The following is a 21,781-nucleotide window of genomic DNA, read 5'->3' as shown; positions in this document are numbered from 1 at the left end:
AACCAAATTTGCAGTCACAATGCTATTTAGATGGGTTACGGTTCATGGTTTATGGTATATGGTTTACGGTTTATGGTTGCGCTGCCTCAATGAGATGTATGCTAAAAGGCGGAGCAACCGTAAGCCGTAAACCATGAACCGTAACCCATGAGCCGTAAACCGTAAACCTAAGAACAACTGCTTCATGGAATACGATGTTATTATGATCGGTTCGGGACCGGGCGGCTATACCGGTGCGATTCGCTGCGCTCAACTCGGACTCAAAACAGCCATTATCGAAAAATACCCATCTTTGGGCGGTACCTGCCTCAACGTCGGTTGTATTCCGTCGAAAGCCCTGCTCGACTCGTCGGAACATTACTATAATGCGGCTCATACCTTTGCGGAACATGGCATCAAACTGAACGACTTACAGGTCGATCTGGCCCAGATGATCAAGCGAAAACAGGAAGTTGTCGACGTAACGACCAAGGGAATCAATTTTCTGATGAAGAAAAACAAGATCGACGAAATTCACGGCGTTGGTTCGTTTGTCGATCCGCATACGATTAAGATTACCAAAGCCGACGGTTCTGAGCAAACCATCACCGGAAAGAATATCATCATTGCTACGGGCTCGAAACCGATGTCGTTTCCATCGATGCCTATTGATAAAAAACGGGTCATTACGTCGACTGAAGCCCTCAAACTTACCGAAGTCCCAAAACACCTGATTGTAATCGGTGCGGGCGTAATCGGTGCCGAATTGGGTTCGGTGTATGCCCGGCTTGGCGCCAAAGTATCGTTCGTTGAATTTGCCGATTCAATGATTCCGACGATGGACAAGACGCTCGGTAAGGAGTTGCAAAAAGTCGTTAAAAAACTCGGTGCCGATTTCTATTTCAGCCATAAGGTGACGAAGGTAGAAAACACGGGCGACGAAGTTATCGTTACGGCCGACACGCCCAAAGGGGAACAGATCACCATCACTGGCGACTACTGCCTGGTGTCGGTGGGTCGGCGTGCCTATACCGACGGCCTGAATCTGGAAGCTGCTGGCGTGAAAGTCGACAACCGGGGCCGGGTTGAAGTCGACGATCATCTACGCACCAACGTTCCACACATCTATGCACTCGGCGACGTGATTCGCGGGGCTATGCTGGCACACAAAGCCGAAGAAGAAGGTACGTTCATTGCCGAAACCATTGTGGGTCAGAAACCGCATATCCATTATCACCTGATTCCGGGCGTGGTGTATACCTGGCCTGAAGTGGCATCGGTTGGTTTAACGGAAGAAGAAGTGAAGCAACAGGGCATTCCCTACAAAGTGGGTTCTTTCCCGTTCAAAGCGCTGGGTCGGGCGCGGGCCAGTATGGATGTCGACGGATTGGTAAAAGTGCTGGCCAATAAAGAAACCGACGAAATTCTGGGCGTTCACATGATTGGCGCTCGTGCGGCCGACATGATTGCCGAAGCCGTTACGGCGATGGAGTTCCGGGCCTCGGCCGAAGATGTGTCGCGGATGTCGCACGCGCACCCGACCTATACGGAAGCCTTCAAAGAAGCCTGTCTGGCCGCTACCGACAACCGGGCCATCAATATGTAGTTGCCGGTGTTGCCGTGCCACGGTTCAGAACCGTGGCACGGCTATTTCGCCTATACAGATTTAATGCCCATATTCTTTACGAAGACTGGCCACAAACGCAACGGTCACTCCTACCAGGTCGGCAATTACCTCATCGGAATAATCCGTTTTGTCAAGAAGATTCTGGACAAACGCCCGTTGTGCCATAACAATCCCCTTCTGCTCTCCCTTCTCTTCTCCCTGTTTTTCGGCACGTTGTAACAAAAATTCTTCGAGGCCCATTGTTGTTGTTCGATTTGTCAATAATCCTACCCGTTCTTCAAATTTAGTGTAAAGTTCAGCATCCTCAAAACGCACATAATACCTCAAAAAATCCATTAGAACGCGGATTTTGTTCTTCGAAATTTGTCGGTTTAACAGGCGTTTTGCCAGATCGATTTTCAACGAAAGTAGCTTTTCAGCACTTATAGACTTCTTTTTTCCTAACAAGGCTACTTTTACGGTTTGCACAACCGTAGCAAATGGGTTATTGCTTTGGTTTAGTAATTCATCGGACTGATCGGCAATTTTATAGGCGTTGAAACCATAATGTAGTTTTGTTCCCAGAAAAGTATGTTCGTAGGCATCTGGGCGAAATTTTGGGTTTGAATCGGTTAAAATAGCAAAGGCAGCAATAGGACGCTGATATTTATCCAGTATTCGATAGTAGTAGGTAAACATTCGATACTCAAAATCTGGGTCTGGATACCCTTGAACTTCTATATGAATCAACACCCATTGCTCATCGCCCTGGCACGTATAGACCTTAAATAACGCAGATGAAACTCGTCGTTTTCGGGCGGGAATAGCTGCTCCAGCTCTTTATCCAGAAACTCTAACCCCCGCTCCATTACAAAGTAAGTATCGGCGTCGGGGATAAAATACCGCAGAAAGTCGTCAAAAATATCCTCCAGAATTGCTTTCCAGAGCGTATCGTCTCGTTGAATAGCCACAAAGAAACCAAAATACCATAAAAGTATAAAAACTAAAATCAGGAAACGGGAAATCCTACGGCCCGTTTTCCTACAGCCGGGCTTTTCTGTATCTTGCCTTTTTAACGAATACAACCGCCAATCATGAACAAACTATATACCCTTCTTTTGGGCTTGTGCGTTTCCTATGCCCACGCTCAAAATACCGACTCGGTAACAATCCGAAAAATCTACAACGAAGCCCTTGCCAACGGTAAATCCTACGAATGGCTTCGGTATCTGACCAAACAGATCGGGCCACGCCTTAGCGGTTCCGATGGTGCCCAAAAAGCCGTCGACTGGACTAAGCAGGTCATGGAGAAAGAAGGGTTCGACCGGGTTTTTCTTCAGGACGTAATGGTGCCGCACTGGGTGCGGGGAGCCAAAGAAGAAGCCTATATCAAAAATGGCAAGCAAAAAATTACCGTACCTATAGCCGCTTTGGGCGGTTCGGTAGCAACAGGGCCAAAAGGTGTTGAGGCCGAAGTTATTGAGGTTAAGAATTTCCCTGAATTGAGGGCTATGAGTCCCGATCAGGTAAAAGGGAAAATTGTGTTTTTTAACCGCCCTATGGACCCCACCAAAATCAACACCTTCGAAGCCTACGGCGGGGCCGTAGACCAGCGGGCCAATGGTGCTTCTGAAGCGGCAAAGCTTGGTGCCGTTGGCGCTATTGTTCGCTCAATGACCAACATCCACGACGATCTGCCACACGTGGGTAGTATGCGCTACGCAACGGGGGTACCCCTGATTCCGACAGCAGCCATCAGTACCAATGGAGCCGATCAGCTTAGCAACCTTCTGGCCGAAAACCCAAAGCTGACCTTCTATTTCAAACAGAACTGCGAAACCCTGCCCGATGCCAAATCGTATAATGTGGTAGGCGAAATCAAAGGCAGTGAAAAACCCGACGAAATTATTGTAGTCGGTGGTCACCTCGACTCCTGGGATCTGGCCGAAGGGGCTCACGACGACGGTGCCGGTTGCGTTCAATCTATCGAAGTGCTGCGCATCCTGAAAGCGTTGGGCATCAAACCGAAACGCACGATTCGGGCCGTTATGTTCATGAACGAAGAGAATGGCTTGCGGGGTGGAGTCCAATATGCCGATCTGGCGAAGAAAAACAATGAGAAACACATTGCGGCCGTAGAATCGGACAACGGTGGGTTTACACCACGTGGCTTCGGTATTGTTGGAACACCCGCCCAGCGCGCCAAAGTAGAACCCTGGAAACCGCTGCTGGCCATCTATGGTCTGCACGAAATTGGTGCCGGTGGCGGTGGTGCCGACATTGGTCCCCTGGCGCAGTTGGGTACAGTTCTGTTCGGTTTCAAACCCGATTCGCAACGGTATTTCGACTACCACCATACATCGGCCGACCGTTTCGAAACCGTCAGTCAGCGGGAGCTTGAATTAGGTGCGGCCTCAATGGCATCGCTGGTGTATCTACTCGATCAGCATGGGTTATAGTTTACGGTTGCTCCGCCAATTAGTTCCTCTTCTGCGGAGCAACCGTAAACTATAAACTTTTATTTATCACCTTTCTGGCTTCGTCGAAATCGGCGGGAAGGGGTGCGTTTCGTTTTTCGATCTTACCGGTTCGGCTGATTACCATTGCCGATAAATCGCCGTCGGGCCGCATCCGTTCGACAGCATCATATAACTGCGAATCTGTCAGCAACAGATGGTCGCCGGAAAGATTATAGCGGGTTGCCAGCTCAGGCCATAAGGCTTTATCGTTGCCGGGCATCGGCACATAAATCAACGCAAAATCGCGGGGGCTGTAGGCGTTGCGCAAACGCTGTGCATCGAGAGCCGCCTGCCGACCAGCTTCATCCGACGGCGATGCCAGCAGCACATAAATAACCTTGCCCCGGTTGGCATTGATAACCTGATTAAATAACGATGATCCACTCGTCAGGTCATTGCGCGTAATAAATACGCCCGGCGAAATTTCCAGACTACTGGCCTGTGGTCCAGCTTTTCGCAGAGTTTCGATAGCCGCCCGAATGCGGGTACTATCTTTCACTTCAAGGCTATATAATTCATCGAGCGATTCGGCCAGTTCGGTTTCCTTAACCTGGGGCCGGGCATAGCTATATAATAAACGGGCATAATTAAGCGTCAGCGCAGGCAATGAATTCGCCAGCCAGTAGGCGGCCAGATAATTAACCGAAAGACTGTCGTACTGCTGGCGACTCCGTTGAATCATGGTTTCGTAAGTAACCAGCCGTTGCAGTGTATCTGGATTTCGCCGAACGATTCCGTCGAAAAACCGAAGTTCGGCCGGACGGGCCGAATTTTTAATGGCATAATCGTTCAGCCGCAACCGTTCGTCGGCTGTAAGGTTTTTACCGTACCGCTCCAGCAACAGCGACAACGCCCGAACTGAGATTCCATTCGACCGGCTAACCTGTGCCGAAACGCGCTGTGTAACGTAATTACCAAAGCGATTCATCGCAAGAGCACGAGCCCCCGTCAACAATTGATCATTGGATGGCCGGAGCGAATCTGCCAGCGACTTGTCGATTTCATCGTTCTGGTAAGCCGCCTTATCGTACACAAAGGCGGCAGCATTGTAGCGATCGGCGGAGCCAACCCAACGGGTGAGCAGCGGAAACGGCTGTTCCTTAGCCGAAAATGCCTGCAATGGGGCCAGATATTCGCCATAAACAACCCGGTAGGTCGACGGGTCGCTCATAGAGCTTACCCGATCCGACAGCTTTCGGGCATCGGGTTTGTTGGGGTAAGTAGCCTCGAAGGCTTTGTAACGAGCAAACTGCTGGTTCACCTGTGCATTGACGCCCCCAAACTGAAACGGAACCGCCACCGTAAACAATGAATCGGCATCCAGTTCAATACTGAGCGTTCCGGCCGAAGCCAGAAAAGCGGTAGAAATCCGCCCATAGGTGAAATACATTTCCTCCTGCGGATAAATTAGCGGCATCGACACGCGAAACGAACCATCCACATTCAAAGGAGCCTGCCGGGCCAGTTCACGACTGGATTGAAGAATATTATTCCGGCTAATCTGAACCGAGGAGGCTTCGCGATATAACTGAGCCGACAAATGGCGAATTCGTCCGGTTACGATCACCGAATCGCGTTGGGCATACCCAGCCAGCGGTAATGCACAACAGACAATTAGGAGCAGGTTACAATAAAGTCGACAAGGGTTTTTCATTCTTTAACGAGAACAAGATAAAACACCAGGGTGTTTAGACAATTGGGTAAAGATAAGACTGGATTGCATCCTACTAAACACTGTTGTCGATTCGCTGGCTATTTTCTGTCTGTTCCGACGAAGAAGAATCCATTTTCGCTTCCTGAATTACACCCTTTTATTCATACGTTATCCGTACTGACCGTACCGAACCCACTGCCTTATCTCCGGCAACGCTCAACCCAACTCGTGGAGCCCGATCCCAGCGTGGCAAGAACGAACCATCGAGCCAGGCATCGGTCATTAACTGCGTTTTTCCATTGGTTGTCTGCCAGCTAAATTCGTAAAACTGCCCGAAACGACTGCGAAGCTGAAGCCGAACAGGTGCTGATACATCGGCAATCGGCGCTGTTCTGAGCACCCTACGCTGCCCGTCTTTCACTTGCCACAACTCTACCTGATTGTTACGAACACCCAGCCCCAACGCATTGCTGGCATCGCCATAGAGACAAATGCTTTGAAGCGAATTTTGTACGGGATTGATTTCGGTCGTAAACGTATAGGAGCCTTTTTTAATCACCAATCCCAGAAAGGTACCGGTTGTATTGATGGTAGTATTAGCCAATTGCAAAGCTCTATTCTCAATAGTAAAGATGGGTTTTGGCAAACTCACATCCCAAACCCAGGGTATATCGGTTACATTTTCACTGAAATCGATAGCCCGATCAGGTATATTTTTCTGCCAGGCTGGTAGTGGACTTTCGGCCTGAGCGGGTGGTGTTGTACCGTAGCGAAAGACAGGCCATTGTGTTTTTTCGTTCCAGACCAGCTCGCTCAGCACACCCTGACGGCCGACCTGGGTAAAATCGACAGCGCTATACGCATGATGCAGATAAAAGAACCGATTATCGGGCGTTGTTACGACCGTTCCATGGCCGGGGCATTTCCAGCTTTCGTCGCTAACCAGCACCGGATTACCGGCATATTTCTCCCACGGCCCCTGCAATTTTTCGGCGCGGGCTAGACCTACCTGATAGTTACACTGGGCTCCGCAACAGGTATTGCCCGAATAAGTCATGTAATAATAGCGGCCGTGTTTAAAAATAGCCTGCCCTTCGGCTCCTCCCGATTCCCAGTTGTTGCCATCGGCTTTCAGCATCGGAAACGCTTTCCCAACAACTTTGAGTCCATCTGCCGATAGTTCGGCTCCCAGAATTTCGATGTCTTTGCCTTTATCGAGCCCGTAGGCTTTCCAGCTAATGTACAGTTTTCCGGCGTCTTCAACCACAAAAGCGTCGATTGCCTCCGAAGTCCATTCCAGTAAAAGGCCATGATCGGTAAACCCTTTTCGAAGATCGCGGGTAGAAGCCACACCGATATACGAATGCTTATCGGACTTACGGCGTGCGGTGTAGTATACATAAAAAGTCCCGTTCCGATAAAACAATTCCGGAGCCCAGTAGCTTCCCATTGTCCAGTCGGGCAGATTCTGAAAAACCGGTCCTACATATGCCCAGTTTACCAGATCTTTCGAGGTATAGACAGGATAGGCAGGCCCCCACTCCGACGATGTTCCGGCAGCATAGTAGATATCACCAACCCGAATAACGGATGGATCGGCAAAATCGCCCGCAATAACCGGATTTCGGTAGGTAATAACCGGCTTAGGTTGCGAAACAGACTGAGCTATACTGGAAATGGCAACGGATAGACACAGAAGAGCAGACGGAATAAAGCGAAGCATAGGTTCTTTTTTAGAGGACATTAGCAGAACTGTGGTACGGTTAAGTGGGCCAGATGCCCTTGGGTCTGTTATAACCGTGCCACAGTTCTGCTAATATCCTACTTTTTTCGGGAAGGTTTTTCGGCGCTATACCCCTTCCTGCCATGAAACCAATTGGCAGCCTGCCCCGTAAGCCACAGATAGTAGTCCGAATCCAGATCAGCCTCGATTCCAACAAACTTTCCGTCGGCATTGAGTGGCAGATGGCCTTCTTTTTGGGTTTTAAAGATAGCGGTTCCTTCGTCAACCTCATCAAACATGGCCACATATAAACTCGTTACGCCTGCCTGTTTGGCGCCTGCCACCTGTTGCCAGAGGAAGTTGCCCTTTAGCCGTGGAATCTGATTATAAACCGCTGGGCTATTTTTTAGATTTCCCCAGCTAAACCCTGGAAATACCAACGGCACATAATCCACCTGATTGGCTGCGCACCAGGCTATATCGCCGGGCAAGGTCGCATCGGCTACTGATGCGTAGGTCTGAGCGGTATACCGTCCAACGGCCCAGGGCATAATGATGTCGACACTTTTGATAAGCGGATGTAACAAATTCGATGGTTCCGTATCCTTCGTCATCGTTCGCCAGTAGTAGGGTACGCCCAGTAGAATCGACGTTTTATTGGTTGAGCTCTTTAGTTTCCCTACCACCGTTTGCACATCGGCAACTGTATAGTTACGCCCATCGTTAAAGCCAACACCCCAGATCGCCAGCAACGGTTTACCATTATGGCGCAGATACGTAGGATTTGCCTTATTACTAAATAGATCGAACTGCCGCTGAAGCTCGTTCCAATCGTCGATCAGTAAATCCATATCGGCCGACGTTGCGCCACTCAAGTCATACATAATGCAGAGCGCCCGCTTGTATTTTCGGGCCGCTTTCAGGGCATTGGCCAGCACCTGATTAAAATGTCGTTTGCCTTTTTCGGATTTCACTTCGACCAGAAATCGCTGCATGAATACGCCATCGATTCCGTATTCTTTCATCCACTTAAAATGCAGATCAACACTAGACTCATCGTAGGGACTGTAGACATAGGCCGGTTTCCCATCGGCATACGAAAAAGCTGTCGGATACGTTTTCGGGTATTCGTTCACATCGGGCCAAAAGTCGATCGAAGCATGCCCCGGTTCAAATGTGTCTTTCTTCTGGTAATGATGCCAACCCCGATTCGACGCATCACCCTGAGCCGCAAACCATCCCTGATAGCCCGCCATCACCAGCCCTTTATAGCTGGTGTACAAACACCCCGTTTCATCATAAACAACCGTCCTCGACTGGCTATTGGCCGTAAGAGTCTGGCAAAAAATAAGGATAACGATCAGAAAAATAAGCCTTTGCATACGATCTGCGCCCTAGAGTTACTCCGTCAATTTCAGCGTTCGAATCAGGAAAGCATCCAGCAAATCCATAAATCCATCGCCAGATGGGAATGCGTGTCCACCATTGACACTCATCCAATACGTGGTATCAGCCCCAAGGTTTTGCAGTTTTTCGTGCAGCAACTTCCCATGCAACCCCGGCACAATAGGATCAATATCGCCATCGCAAATGAGCAATGGCGGCACATCTTTCCGCACTTGTCCCATTGGGCACATCCGCCGGTATAAAGCCATGTGCTCCGGCGAATCCGGTGTAATACCATGAAACAACATGCGTAAGCGGGGCCTTGAGTCATAGGGAATCTTAGGATCAGGCACGCGAAACGTTATGCCACCATATGCACTCGTCACGGCATCGTCGGGGCCCTGATTCCAGAATCGGATAAAATCGGTAGGGGCAATGAATCCAAAACAACCGGCAACACGGGCACTGTACCCTTCCAGCTCATCGGTGGGTCCACCATCGTCGAAATCGTCGGGGACCATAGCCACCATCAGGCTCAGATGCCCCCCAGCCGACCCACCCATACAGTCGATCCGATCGGGATCGATGTTAAACCGGGCAGCATTTTTTCTAATAAACCGAATGGCATTGCGACAGTCGCGGATGTTTTGTGGAAAACCGCCCCGTTCACCCAGCCGATACGAAATCGAAAATAGGGCAATGCCTTTTTTTGCCAGATAATCGGGAATACCCGTTACCGGCTCCCCCCCACTCCACCAACCACCATGAATATCGACCATAACGGGGGTTGGCTTCTTCGCATCGATGGGCAAAAACGCATTGAGGGTTAACACATTGCCATCAACCGTACAATAAGGTATTCTCAGTTCACTTCGGTAAGCGGGTGCCGGAACACCAGCCCCCGCAACGATAGCTGGTCCGAAAGCAATGACAATCAGTACAAGAATGCTATTTTTCACCCTCTTTTGGCTTGATGAGTTCAGCTAGTGTCCAGGTTTTATCCCGGCCTGCGGTTTTTGCCCGAGCCGCTTTTACATCAGTTGGACGAATCGGAACTGCTGGAGCAAACTCATTCCGAACATAGCTCAGAACGGAAGCAATCCACTCGTCGTCATTAGCACCCATAGGCGGCATCATATCGGGATAGGTTTGCTCATCAATGGGACCTGACAGCCCATGCAGCAAAATCTGAATCGGAATGTTTTTGTCCTGATTACGTAGGCGTTGCGAGCCCACCAGCGAAGGAGCTACCTTGCTGGGCAAGCCTTTTCCGTCGATACCATGGCAGGTTGCGCAGAGCGATTTATAGATCGTAGCCCCGTTGAGCACCAGTTTCCGGTCGGCTTCGTCCAACCGCCCCAGTTTCAACCCAAACTTTTTCACATCTTCGTTTTTGTCGAGGCTCACTTGGGCTCGGGCCAGCATTTCATTGGCTGGTGCTGCCGCCCGCATTTCCTGCGACAAGGCTCTGGCAGCAGGCAACGAACTGTAGGAAGCCGACAGAATTACCTGTGTCCGAACGTCGAAGCTGGGGTCGTTTTTCAAGTGGCTCAATTGTGTCAGCCATTGCTCATCGTTTTGTTTCAGATAGGGTTCCGTTAGTCGAACAGCCGTACGGCGCACCTGCGCATCATCGTCTTCAAGGGCTTTCTGAATGGTTGCTTTATCCAGTACATTGAGTCCTTCTAGTGTCCAGAGGGCATGAATCCGGCCCAGAGCTGTGGCATTTTGCTGGCGATTGGCCATTGCTTTCAGCGTTGGCACCACCGACCGGTCGTTGCGCACGATGAGTTCTTTCTGGGCGTTGTCGCGCCACCAGCCGTTCGGATGATCCAGGTAGGTAACCAGTTTACTGCCCGGTTCATCGAGCATATGCGGAGCCTGTCCCGGCTTCATGCCGTCGTGTACCAGTCGATAAATACGACCGTGCTGAATGTTTTTATCCAGACCAAGCCGCTGAATCTGCGGGCGCAGGTAACTTCCGGGGCGGGTCCAGTTGCCTTCCTGAATAATTCCCCGGTTCATATCGACCAGATAGAGGCAACCATCAGGACCAGTATACATATTTACGACCCGGAAATTCATGTCCGTTGAGGCTATAAATTCCTGCTTGTCATAGGCGTTTTCGAGCGTTGTCTTTCCATCTTTATTGATGACTTTTGCCCGCCGAATCAGGCGGCCAACGGGTTCGCTAATCAGCAAATCGCCCGATAGATCGGCAGGTAACCGATCGCCCCGAAAAACGACCTGGCCGCAACTGGCGGTAAAGTGATTGAGGGTCGTATCGGTCGTACGAATGCGGGGCACGCCCCCCTGAATATCGGGTGTTTTGATGATTGGCCAAACAGCGTTGAACTCCTGCGTATACTGATCGGAAAATTCCATGCGGCCATAAATGGGGTTAATTTGAAAACCCAGCGCTGGCACTTCGCCACCCGCCGATGAAAAATACAAGCGGCCGTAATTATCGTGCGTGAGCCCCCACTGCCCACCCGATCCGCTGGGAATTGAGTCAGCTTTCAACACGCCATTGCTATACCGGAACCGGATCGGGTCGACGGTCACATAAATCCAGTTGTCGAGATTCCAGTCGAGGCCGCTACGCTGGTGCTCCAGATTACCGGGTGCTTTTCGGCCCAGTTCAAATACGGGTCTTTTTTGATCGGCAACTCCATCGCCGTTGGTATCTTTATAGCTATAAATATCGTAGGTATCGGTTTCGTTGACCAGTAATTCGTGTCCGACACACATCAGCATACGGGGCAACAGCAGTTTATCGATAAACACCGAACTTTTGTCCATTTTGCCGTCGCCATCTGTATCTTCCAGCAACTTTACCCGGCTGATGGGCGCATGCTCGTTTGAGCCGTCAATGTCCTGCATGTAGGTATCCATTTCGGCTACGTACATCCGGGCATTACCATCCCAGGCAACGGCAACGGGCTCATGAATCATGGGTTCGCTGGCAACCAGTTCCAGATGATAGCCCTCAGGCAACCGAAAGGTTTTTAAGCTCTGCTCGGGCGTTAAATAGGCGGGCGACGGATTGGCCGTGAATGCAGGAACGGTGTCGGCAACGTCGGTAGTGGTAGCCTTCGTCGATTGCTGCGTTGTTCCCATCGACGAATTACGCGATACCTGACAGGTAACTACCAGAGCTGAGGCAGCCATAAGGCCAGCAAACCAGATTTTCTTTTTCATACGTTTTTCTTGAATGTGCAGTACGCTACAGCAAGTACGACACAGTTGCCACTTTAGGCCAGTTGGGTTTTCTGAAAAATTTATATTTCTGAAAACTTTATACTTACCTCTTTTTACTCATTCCCGAACACTCCGATGCCACCACGAAGCCAGCATAGAACCCGTAATGTTCATCAGCGGGCCGAATATAGCCGGGGCCAGTCCAACCGTAGCCATCTTCCCCATTTCTTTGGCAATGCCCGAAGCCAGCCCACCGTTCTGCATACCAACTTCGATGGCGATGGTTCGGCAGTCGCGTTCGTTCATTCTGAATAACCGGGCCGACCAATAGCCCAGCAGATAACCGCAGAGGTTATGGATCAGGACCAGCCCAATCAAAATCGGCCCAATCGACAATAAACTGTTGCGCCCGGCAGCGGTGATTACAACAATGATGAAGGCAATCCCGAACATCGACACCAGTGGCATGGCCTCATCGAGCCATTTAGCTTTTCCGCTCAGAAATTTGTTAAAAAGCAGCCCGGCCCCAATCGGCAAAATCACCATCTTAATAATATCCCACATCATGTGCAGCACATCAATTTCGACAAAAGCGCCCGCCAGCAATTTCATTAGCAAAGGCGTTACGAAGGGAGAAATGGTGGTCGAAATGGCCGTTATGGTAATCGAGAGCGCCAGATTGGCCTTGGCCAGATACGAAATTACGTTCGATGCCATGCCGTTGGGCGAGCAACCAATCAGAATAATACCAGCCGCAATTTCGGGATCGAGTCCGCTGAAATTCGCAATCGTAAAACCCAGCATCGGCATAATCGCGAAATGACTAACCACACCGATAAAGACGCCTTTGGGCATTTTAACCACCCCCACAAAATCCTCCAGACTCATCGACGTTCCCATACCAAACATAATCAACTGAATGAGTGGCGTAATTAGCCCCGACAGGTTAAATCCATTTACTTCAATGAAATAATTCGGGTAATACAGGGCGGTTGTTACTGAGGCAAAAATGATAACGGTATACGAAAATCCTTTCAGATGCTCGTATCCTCTAAAACCAACAGCCAGCGTAATGAAAAAAGCAATCAGGTACGGTCCGGCCTGCGGCAAAGCGTCTTTTGACACCAGATAGAGGGCAATAAACAGACACACTGCGCCCAGGCCCAGCACGAATTTATACACATTCATAGATACAGAAAATAAGCTAGGCAACTCCCAAAAACTTGCTGTTTTCGGGAGTTGCAGGTAGAATTATGGCTTCAAAATCGTGCCGTCGCTTTTCCGAACGGTCCAGCGCGATTTGGTTCCGATGGGATATTTAGCGGCTTCTTTCTCGTTGATATCGACACCTAGTCCGGGTGCATCGCTTACTTCATAGTAACCATTTTTGATGGTCGGGCAGCCGGGGAACACTTCTTTCACCTTATCGTTGAACATCTGCGATTCCTGAATACCGAAGTTCCAGACGGCAATATCGATACTGTTGTTGGCTGCATGTCCAACCGGCGACGTATCGCCGGGGCCATGCCAGGCCGTCCGAACATTGAACCACTCGCCCAGACGCGCCACTTTCATTGCGGGTGTAATGCCGCCAATCTGCGAAATATGAATCCGAATAAAATCGAACCACTGATTCACCATCGGCTCTTTAAACTCATTAGTATTGTTGAAGAGTTCGCCCATGGCAATGGGCACCGAGGTCGATTCGCGTAGTGTCTTAAACCACTTCATATTTTCGGGCGAGAATGGGTCTTCGACGAAAAATGGACGGTATTCTTCCAATCTCTTGATCATGTTGATCGCATCGATGGGCTCTACCAGCTCGTGCATATCGTGTAATAACTGAACGTCTTCACCGCAGCGTTTACGAACCACATCGAACATCTTCGGAACGCGCTTCAGGTAAGTTTTCTGATCCGAAAAATCGTCGGTATCTTTAGCAAAACCAGCCGTTTTAAAATCGGGCTTAATGTCGTTCATAGCCCCTACGCCACCGTAACCGCCCTGCTGAATCCGTACGTGCCGGAAACCCATTTCCATAAACTGCTGTACCCGATCGGCAATAGCCTCGGGTGTTGGGCCACTAGCGTGCGTATAGGTATCGACCGCAAACCGGGCTTTGCCACCCAGTAACTGATAAACCGGCATATTGGCCCGCTTGCCTTTAATGTCCCACAACGCCTGATCCAGCCCCGACAGCGCATTGTTCAACACCGGACCGTTCCGCCAGTACGAACTTACATAAGCCGACTGCCACATATCTTCGATATTGTCGACATCCTTGCCCACACAAAATTCGTTCAGGTAGGTGTTAATGGCTGGCACCACAACCAGCGCCCGCTGGGTGAAGGTTGCACAGCCGATTCCATATAAACCAGGCTCGGATGTTTCAACTTTCACAATTACCAGATTGGAACCTCCTGGCGCAGTGGTTATGGCTCGTACACTTTTGATGGTCACAGGGGCCGCTCCTTTGGCATAGGCAGGCGTTTGATAGGTTTCGGCACGTGCTTGCGGGCTACCGAACAATCCTAAAATTCCGGCTGACGATCCCATCCCTAATAGTTTCAGCGCATTCCGACGGCTGGTTTCTGATTGAATTTCTGGCTTGTTCATTGCGGGTTTATTGAGTTATAGAATCAAAAGTTCAGGCTGTTGCGTTATTTCACTACGGTTTAGTGTAATACTGATAGGCAATCTGCCAGCTAAAGGTTTTGCCCGGCTCTACTTTAATGTCGATGTAGGGTTCGGGGCATACTGTGGTTGGCGACGACCAATACACAAGTCGGGCAATTGCCCGGTCGCCCGTGACCTTCACACCAGCACCCGTTTTGGTATTCTCGACCCCAATGGCATAGGGAACTGGTTTCCCGGCCGACAAATCGGGAAAATATGCCTGTTCGCCCTTATTCAGATTGCGCAGATAGATCAGTTGGTTTCCCTGAAGCCTGGCTACTTCGCCAAGTCCTTTACCACCTTCGGCCGATAGATCGGCAATTGGAAACGTTACGGAATAGGTCGGGCCAGTTGGTTGCTGATCGATCACAAAAAAGTTATGATCATAGGCCATTGTTGAAATCAACCGCGTACCGGTATTCTTCAGCGTGTGCGTTATGACCAGTTCAGGCTTTCCTTTTGTCAGCTTCAGTATTTTCTGATAGTCATAGGCATACTGGCTGCCTTTGAACGTATGCCTGAAGAGCACCTGGTTGTCCTTTTTCTTCACGATCCAATGCCCCAGATCGACCCTCGGATAAAGTCGGAATGGGCTGTAGGGTTTATCGTCGGGTTTGGTCAGGCTACCAATACCAATCTTAACAAACGACTCCCCTGCTTTGGCATCGGCATAGCCCAGTGGGCCAAATTCTTCGACCGGCCCCATCACGGCATCGTGCAGGGTTGGGCTGTAGCTGTCGAACCACTGACCATGATACGTATGCCCATTGTATTCGAGACTGGCCACCACACCCGACCAGTCGAAGCGTGTGCCCCGATAATATCCCTTGCTGGCATCGGGCAGGTACAGTTTCGCCTGCACCAACCCATTGGTGATGTCGGCCTGCGGAACATCCAGCGCTGGTTTCAGGCTGAGCAGCAGACTGGCCAGACCAATACCGCAAAAGCCAATGAGCAAGGAAACGTATGCTGACTGCCTGTTTTTCATAAGCCGACCTAGTAGCGTTTAAGCGCAAAAGCAACATAATTTCCTCCAATCTTCTGGCCACGCCCACCGCCAGCCGCAATGACGATATACTGGGTTCCGGCAACTTCATAAGCAATTGGCGTAGCAAAGCCCCCCGCTGGAAGCTGATACTCCCAGACCACCTTACCCGTCTTCTTATCGAAAGCGCGAATTTTCTCATCTTTCGTACCAGAAATGAACACCAGTCCGCCTGCGGTTGCGAGTGGCCCGCCGTAGCTATCGGTTCCGGTGGTGGGGACGCCTTTCTTCGCCAGTTCGGGATACTCACCCAGCGGCACCCGCCACAGATAGTCGCCCGTGTTCAGGTCAATGGCGTTCAGCGTTCCCCAGGGCGGTTTGATGCCCGGATACCCATTCTGATCCGTAAACCGCTGCCAGACTTTGCTCACATAGGCCGGAACGTAGGGGAAACCGCTGTTTTTAGAATCACTCGATTTTGTGGTAGCTGCACTGGCAACCGTAGCCGAACCCGAATCTTTGTTGAGCAGGAAATTAACCAACGCATCACGTTCCTTATCGGAAAGGTGCTGAAACGAAGGCATACGACCACTGCCCGTTTTTAGAATGGCTTTAATTTCGTCGGCCGATCGCTTTTTACCAATGTCGATCAGCGACGGCAGTTCCGGACCACTCCCCCGCCGATCCTGCCCATGACAGGCTGCGCAGTTAGCTACATAGAGAGCGTTCCCAATGGTGAGGGGTTTATCCTGTTTGCTCAGACTAGCCCGCTCGGTCATGATTAGCTCCCAGGGTTCTTCATTGACGTTCTGGTAAAGAATACCGTCGGGGTCAATAGAATTGCCTCCCCATTCGGCTCCACCGCTATAACCAAACAGCAATGTTCCATTCGTGCTCGGTGGTGTAAATTTGTTCGGAGTCCTAATCTTTTCAAATCGTTCTTTTACATACGCATGAGCTTCTGGTGATAAATCGGTAAGATCGGCTTCGGTATAGATCTGGCGCGACAGCGGCAACGGTTTCAGTGGGTATTTCTGCGTTGGCCAGGGGTGTTCGCCCGGCAATCCGTTTACGGGCACTTTCCGTTCCTCAACCGGAAACAGCGAGGTCCCTTTATCCCGATCCAGCACATACACCAGGCCGTCTTTTGTGGCCTGCACCACCGCATCGATCCGCCGGAGTCGCCCGTCGGAGCCTTTCCGTTTCAGCGTAATCAAATTTGGCGGAGATGGATGATCGCGGTCCCAGAGATCGTGGTGGATGGTCTGATAATACCACTTCAGCTTTCCCGTTTCGGCATCCAATGCCATAATACAGTTGGCAAACAGGTTTTTTCCTTTTCTGTCGCCCCCATAGAAGTCCGATGCCGGAGAGCCCGTACCGAAAAAAACCATACCCCGCTTCTCATCAAGCGACATACCACTCCAGTTATTGACAGCCCCAATTTTCTTATAGGCATCAGCAGGCCAGGTGTCGTAGCCCAGTTCGCCCGGTTGCGGAATGGTATGAAACACCCATTTCAGTTTTCCCGTCAGCACATCGAACGCCCGTATGTGGCCGGGAGCGGCATCGCCCGATTCCGAAACGCTCGATCCAATGACGAACGTATTGCGATAAACAATACCCGGCGAAGTAGCCGTAACCGACAGTTTACTTACGTCATGATCCAGATTGGTTTGCAAGCCTTCGTGCAGATCAGCTTTGCCATTTGTACCAAAACTGGCAATTCCCTCACCGGTTTCGGCATTTACTGCATACAGACTCGACCCAACGGTATACAATATACGTCTATCGCTACCCGACTCCCAGTATACTACGCCCCGATTTGAGTTTAGCCGGTCTGATTTTGAGGGTTCAAATTTCCAGATTTGTTCGCCCGTGTCGGCTTTCAGCGCAAAAAGTTTAAGCTCAGGTGTGGTACCGTACAGAACGCCATGAACAACAATTGGCTGGCACTGAATGGCGCGCTCCCGTCTTCGTCCCGGATTGTTCGGGTCGGGTTTTTCGGACGCATCATACATCCAGGCCACCGCTAATTTTTTTACGTTACTGGTATTGATCTGGGTCAGTGGCGAATAGCGGTTACCAGCTTTGTTACCACCATAGTAGGGCCAATCCTGCCCAGTTGGCAACTCGCCCTCCCACTTCTGGGTACCGAACATAAAACAACTCCCAGCCAGTAGGGTAGCAATGGCAATTCGGGGTATGGGGATCATAGCATTCATTGAGCGCAAGCAGCGCCGAAAAATAGTTTGTTTGTTGCGTGTGCTCATTGTACACTGACAGTTAGCGAAGATGCGCCATCAGCGATAAAGCACCCTGATTATCAGCATCTACTTTCAGAACTTTCTGAACATATCGGGTTGCTACGCTTTTATTATCCATCCGGAAGTAAGCGTCGGCAATTTGATTGAGAATGGTTAAATTAGCTGAGTCGCGCTGGTAAGCCCGTTTAAGCTCAATAACCCGCTCGGCGTACCCGCGAACTAAGCCCAGATTAAACTGCGTCGTGTTATGCTGAATGGCATAATCGAGATAGGGCATTGCTTCCTGCGGTCGGTCGAGTTGGAGCGTAAGCGCAATCAGGTACCTTGCCCTATCGAACGATGGAGCCAGCGCAAACGCCTTTTTGAAGTAGAAAACAGCCGTTTCTTCGTCTTTCAGTTCACCACTGAGCATAGCCGCTTTTTCGGCATAGCGCGCATCGGTCGGGTATTCCAGCACTAAGGTTTCCAGCACTTTTCGCGCATTGGCCAGTTGCCGACTGCGCATGTAGTGGTCATACAAATCGCTGAGCGCATCCAGCCAGGGCAGTTGCCGAAATGTAAGATCGTATGCCAGCTTTTCCTCTACCGTTGTGACCGAAAACGAATCGGCTTTCATGACCTCCTTAAATGGCCAGTTCCGTTTCAGGTTTGCCACTTTATAGATACCAGCAAGCGAATCGACTTTTGTAATGGGCATATTGTGCAACAGTTGTTCGAAACTCATTTCCTTTTCAGGATCGGGCGAAATAAAATTTTCGGCTTTCAGGCTCGTATAAAACGCTTCTGACAGCAACGCATACCCCATCAAATCGGGATGAACATGCTCCAGAATCAGCTCATCGCCAATTAATTTATTGGTTGAATGGGCTTCAAAAACCTCTTTAGTATCAACCAAATGCGCGGTCTTGTAGGTACTACACAATTGCTCGATAATGCCGTTTAGCGAACCCGGTGCCCGGAAACGCAATCCGTCCAGATCGCGGGCTCGGGCAAAATAGGCTTTGGCATAGCCAAAGTTACCCAGTTCATACGCGGTTTTCCCCAGGTAAAAAGTACACAATGCGTGCGTATTATTGCTCTGGTTGGCAGCCTTGAAAAAGGTATAAGCCAACGAATAATCGTGTCGATTAAAGGCCGCAACACCGCGCGAATAATTCTGGACAAAGCCCGGAAATTTCTGGCTATCGACCGGAAAACTGACGAACGGTTTTAAATCTTTTTCATTACTGACCAGGTTGCTGACAAAAACAGGAATAGTATGTTCATTGAGCAAACCCAGTGTCTGGTCCATGTTGGCTCTAAACTGCTCAACGCCCCGTTCGTATAGCTCCGACTGATAGGGTATCTGCTGCTCGGCCACCATCAGCTTCATCCGCGTACCGCCCGACGGTTGCCCATCCGGAGTTATTAAATGACGAGCGTGTTCATAGGTGTTGACCAGCAACTGCGCCAGCCGAAGTTTACGCAGTTTCAGAATACTATGTACGAGCGAAGGACTTCCGCCAATCTGCTCCGTTGAGCCAACACCTAATGCTCCGTAATATTCGTTGTGCCCCGTATAAATCAGAACCGCATCGGGCTCATACTCAACAACCTCTCTGGCAAATCCCAGTACACAATACGAGTTTACCGCAGTTAGAGACAGGTTAATGATTTCGAAGTTTTTATCAGGAAACGTATGCGTTAACCGATACTGTAGCCAGCGATGAAACGACCCGTTATGAAAATAAGGATAGCCAATTGTGGTTGATTCGCCGAGCACGAAAATGCGGCAGGTATTCGGGTCTTTTTTCTTTTTAAAGGGTTCTATATTACCCGTTGTGGCAATTTTCTGATTCAGGAAATAGTTCTTCGACGCATTTGGGTTCAGAACGAGAAACTCGCCATTTTCAGGATAATCGACAAACAGACTCATGTCATAGCCATAGCCAACTACCCGCAATAGCACTTCCAAAAAACACAGGATCAGCAGCGAGAAGAGAATACTGATTAGTTTGAAGAGTATGATCCTTCGGGAGGTTTTTCTGACGGGCGGATTATACTCTTCTATAGTATTCATTTTTGCTGGCTTAACAATTCTTCTTCGCACAAATTATGACTCAGGCTTATAAAAAGCATAGTAGAAGCTCTACCATGCTTTCCTACCTAACCTATGAATAAAAATTATCTTGTGCCTTCCCGAGAGCAGGAAGCTTCCGGGAAGGCTGGTTAAAGAGGTTTAGAATAGCTTAGTATCCATCATTCTGTTTCCAGTCGGGATTCCGGGCCATTTCGTTCACCGGAATTGGGGCCAGATATTTCTGATTGACATTCACATTGGCCGGAATCGGATTTTCCAGCGGACTCCGTTTAGCGATGATCTGCGGAAGCAACTGGAGCCGAACAATATCGAACCAGCGCACGCCGAACTCGCCCGCAAACTCATAGGCCCGTTCGTATACAACCGAATCGCGGAACGCAGTTGCCGATAATCCAGCGGTCAGATTAGGCAAACCGGCCCGTTTCCGAACCTGGTTGATGGCATCGTAGCTGGCCGTTGTTGGGCCGCCGTTTGCCATTGCTGAAGCTTCGGCATAAGCCAGCAACACCTGCGGATACCGAATAACATCGTATACCTTATTGGTACTTGGATTGATCGAATTAATAACCGTTTCGGTTTCCGACACACCATCGCCATTCAGACCGGCCCGGAATTTTTTGTAGTACGGATGACCAGCATGCGTCTCGGGCGAATCCCAGGGTACGAGCTTAAATGTTTTGCCATCGGGCTGCCGCAGTTTGAGGGTCGTGTAGAACGTAGCATCGGTACGCGTACAGTTAGGTGCCGCCTTGTAGAAGTTAATTTCCGGATAATAATCGTCCCAGCCGCTCGACCCATTGGTAGCAATCTCATCGAGGGGAACCGACGACGACCCCGAGCTCCGCAGGGGCAACCCACCGCTTACGTTATACTGAAACCCAAAGATCGACTCCGTGCTGTTATTGGTCGTAAATACGGTAGCATAAGGCGTATTCAGATTATACTGGCCCGATTTCATCACCGAATCAGCTTCCGTAGCCGCCAGTTTATAATAACTATCCTGATTCATTGGCCAGCCGGTCATGGTTAAGTACACATCGGCCAGCAACGACCGGGCCGCCATCTGGTTTGCTTTACCTGGTTGCCCCGGAAACGATGTTGGCAACATTGCCTTTGCTTTTTGTAAGTCGCTGATAATGGCTGCATACACCTTATCGACTGGGTCTCTTGGCGGTCGATCGTTCACGTCGATCTGGGTCAGAATGATGGGCACCGGGCCAAACGTCCGAACCAGATAGTAGTAGCCAAGCGCTCGCAGAAAATAGGCCTGCCCGGCCGCCTGGTTTTTCAGTTCATCGGTCGAATTTACCTTGGCATAGTTGGCAATCACGTTATTGGCCTGATAAATTCCCTGCCACGGCCCTTGCCATTGCGCCACCAGACTGGCGTTTCCGCTGCCGCCACTCAACCGGTCGAACAGTCGAAAATCTTCTTTGTTCAGACCCGGATCGGTAGTAAAATCGTCGGAGCCGAAATATGACGTACTTCGATTGGTAAAACCCCAGGCCCCATCGCGGGCAAACTGAATGTAGATAGCGGATACGGACGCATCCAGATCCGATTGGGTTTTAAAATAGGTAATTGGGGTCAGACTAGCTTTCGGGTCCTCCTTAAGGCTCTGGCATCCACCGGCCAGAATCATAATGAGGAATGCGAGTGATAGCAAATAGGTAGTGTTCATGATTCTGTTTCTTAAAGAAGTCTA

The 21,781-nt window shown here is 50.0% G+C and carries 15 protein-coding genes; 2 read left to right on the top strand and 13 right to left on the bottom strand.

What is annotated here, in order from left to right; translation table 11 throughout:
* Positions 1–184: 184 nt before the first annotated feature.
* A complete protein-coding gene (gene lpdA, locus WBJ53_RS10440) occupies positions 185–1,585 on the top strand; it encodes a dihydrolipoyl dehydrogenase (protein WP_338876047.1) in 1,401 nt (466 codons plus the stop codon).
* Positions 1,586–1,645: 60 nt separating this feature from the next.
* Here the strand turns inward: lpdA and WBJ53_RS10435 are convergent, their stop codons facing one another.
* Together WBJ53_RS10435 and WBJ53_RS10430 are read right to left on the bottom strand one after the other, a co-directional pair.
* Positions 1,646–2,284 (bottom strand): hypothetical protein, encoded by a 639-nt coding sequence (locus tag WBJ53_RS10435; protein ID WP_338876046.1) that lies wholly within the window; start codon positions 2,282–2,284, stop codon positions 1,646–1,648.
* Positions 2,285–2,331: 47 nt separating this feature from the next.
* Positions 2,332–2,556: a hypothetical protein gene (locus tag WBJ53_RS10430; protein WP_338876045.1), complete on the bottom strand. Its 225-nt coding sequence runs from the start codon at positions 2,554–2,556 to the stop codon at positions 2,332–2,334.
* 123 nt (positions 2,557–2,679) lie between these two features.
* On the opposite strand from WBJ53_RS10430, the gene WBJ53_RS10425 reads away from it, so the two are divergent.
* Positions 2,680–4,044, top strand: coding sequence for a M20/M25/M40 family metallo-hydrolase (locus tag WBJ53_RS10425; RefSeq protein WP_338876044.1), 1,365 nt, complete (start codon positions 2,680–2,682; stop codon positions 4,042–4,044).
* A gap of 49 nt (positions 4,045–4,093) precedes the next feature.
* On the opposite strand, the gene WBJ53_RS10420 is transcribed toward WBJ53_RS10425, so the two are convergent.
* From WBJ53_RS10420 to WBJ53_RS10370, 11 genes are all read right to left on the bottom strand, one after another.
* Positions 4,094–5,758 (bottom strand): hypothetical protein, encoded by a 1,665-nt coding sequence (locus WBJ53_RS10420; protein WP_338876043.1) that lies wholly within the window; start codon positions 5,756–5,758, stop codon positions 4,094–4,096.
* A gap of 157 nt (positions 5,759–5,915) precedes the next feature.
* Positions 5,916–7,502, bottom strand: a complete 1,587-nt coding sequence (locus tag WBJ53_RS10415; RefSeq protein ID WP_338876042.1) for a glycoside hydrolase family 43 protein — start codon at positions 7,500–7,502, stop codon at positions 5,916–5,918.
* 77 nt (positions 7,503–7,579) lie between these two features.
* The gene (locus WBJ53_RS10410; protein WP_338876041.1) at positions 7,580–8,863 is read right to left on the bottom strand and encodes a glycoside hydrolase family 71/99-like protein; all 1,284 of its coding nucleotides are present in this window, start codon (positions 8,861–8,863) and stop codon (positions 7,580–7,582) included.
* Between the two features lie 18 nt (positions 8,864–8,881).
* Positions 8,882–9,826: an alpha/beta hydrolase gene (locus WBJ53_RS10405; RefSeq protein WP_338876040.1), complete on the bottom strand. Its 945-nt coding sequence runs from the start codon at positions 9,824–9,826 to the stop codon at positions 8,882–8,884.
* Positions 9,816–12,068, bottom strand: coding sequence for a c-type cytochrome (locus tag WBJ53_RS10400; RefSeq protein ID WP_338876039.1), 2,253 nt, complete (start codon positions 12,066–12,068; stop codon positions 9,816–9,818). The genes WBJ53_RS10405 and WBJ53_RS10400 overlap by 11 nt, the downstream gene beginning before the upstream one ends.
* 117 nt (positions 12,069–12,185) lie before the next feature.
* On the bottom strand, positions 12,186–13,256 hold the full coding sequence (locus WBJ53_RS10395) for a bile acid:sodium symporter family protein (protein WP_338876038.1): 1,071 nt from the start codon (positions 13,254–13,256) through the stop codon (positions 12,186–12,188).
* 63 nt (positions 13,257–13,319) lie between these two features.
* A complete protein-coding gene (locus WBJ53_RS10390) occupies positions 13,320–14,684 on the bottom strand; it encodes an enolase C-terminal domain-like protein (RefSeq protein WP_338876037.1) in 1,365 nt (454 codons plus the stop codon).
* 52 nt (positions 14,685–14,736) lie between these two features.
* On the bottom strand, positions 14,737–15,732 hold the full coding sequence (locus WBJ53_RS10385) for a hypothetical protein (protein WP_338876036.1): 996 nt from the start codon (positions 15,730–15,732) through the stop codon (positions 14,737–14,739).
* 8 nt (positions 15,733–15,740) lie between these two features.
* Positions 15,741–17,945, bottom strand: coding sequence for a PQQ-binding-like beta-propeller repeat protein (locus WBJ53_RS10380; RefSeq protein WP_338876035.1), 2,205 nt, complete (start codon positions 17,943–17,945; stop codon positions 15,741–15,743).
* A 70-nt stretch (positions 17,946–18,015) separates the two neighbouring features.
* Positions 18,016–20,055: a hypothetical protein gene (locus tag WBJ53_RS10375; RefSeq protein ID WP_338876034.1), complete on the bottom strand. Its 2,040-nt coding sequence runs from the start codon at positions 20,053–20,055 to the stop codon at positions 18,016–18,018.
* A gap of 169 nt (positions 20,056–20,224) precedes the next feature.
* The gene (locus tag WBJ53_RS10370; protein ID WP_338876033.1) at positions 20,225–21,757 is read right to left on the bottom strand and encodes a RagB/SusD family nutrient uptake outer membrane protein; all 1,533 of its coding nucleotides are present in this window, start codon (positions 21,755–21,757) and stop codon (positions 20,225–20,227) included.
* Positions 21,758–21,781: the final 24 nt, after the last annotated feature.

It is taken from the genome of Spirosoma sp. SC4-14, from assembly GCF_037201965.1.
Taxonomy (GTDB): Bacteria; Bacteroidota; Bacteroidia; order Cytophagales; family Spirosomataceae; genus Spirosoma.
Note: the sequence above shows the minus strand (reverse complement) of the source record. Positions and strands in the feature narration are given on the sequence as shown.

Excerpts from the sequence above, each read along its gene's own strand:
- WBJ53_RS10410 (WP_338876041.1), bottom strand. The coding sequence starts at position 8,863 with ATGCAAAGGCTTATTTTTCTGATCGTTATCCTTATTTTTTGCCAGACT.
- lpdA (WP_338876047.1), top strand. The coding sequence starts at position 185 with ATGGAATACGATGTTATTATGATCGGTTCGGGACCGGGCGGCTATACC.
- WBJ53_RS10375 (WP_338876034.1), bottom strand. The coding sequence starts at position 20,055 with ATGAATACTATAGAAGAGTATAATCCGCCCGTCAGAAAAACCTCCCGA.
- WBJ53_RS10385 (WP_338876036.1), bottom strand. The coding sequence starts at position 15,732 with ATGAAAAACAGGCAGTCAGCATACGTTTCCTTGCTCATTGGCTTTTGC.
- WBJ53_RS10400 (WP_338876039.1), bottom strand. The coding sequence starts at position 12,068 with ATGAAAAAGAAAATCTGGTTTGCTGGCCTTATGGCTGCCTCAGCTCTG.
- WBJ53_RS10415 (WP_338876042.1), bottom strand. The coding sequence starts at position 7,502 with ATGTCCTCTAAAAAAGAACCTATGCTTCGCTTTATTCCGTCTGCTCTT.
- WBJ53_RS10425 (WP_338876044.1), top strand. The coding sequence starts at position 2,680 with ATGAACAAACTATATACCCTTCTTTTGGGCTTGTGCGTTTCCTATGCC.
- WBJ53_RS10390 (WP_338876037.1), bottom strand. The coding sequence starts at position 14,684 with ATGAACAAGCCAGAAATTCAATCAGAAACCAGCCGTCGGAATGCGCTG.
- WBJ53_RS10420 (WP_338876043.1), bottom strand. The coding sequence starts at position 5,758 with ATGAAAAACCCTTGTCGACTTTATTGTAACCTGCTCCTAATTGTCTGT.
- WBJ53_RS10435 (WP_338876046.1), bottom strand. The coding sequence starts at position 2,284 with ATGTTTACCTACTACTATCGAATACTGGATAAATATCAGCGTCCTATT.
- WBJ53_RS10395 (WP_338876038.1), bottom strand. The coding sequence starts at position 13,256 with ATGAATGTGTATAAATTCGTGCTGGGCCTGGGCGCAGTGTGTCTGTTT.
- WBJ53_RS10380 (WP_338876035.1), bottom strand. The coding sequence starts at position 17,945 with ATGATCCCCATACCCCGAATTGCCATTGCTACCCTACTGGCTGGGAGT.
- WBJ53_RS10370 (WP_338876033.1), bottom strand. The coding sequence starts at position 21,757 with ATGAACACTACCTATTTGCTATCACTCGCATTCCTCATTATGATTCTG.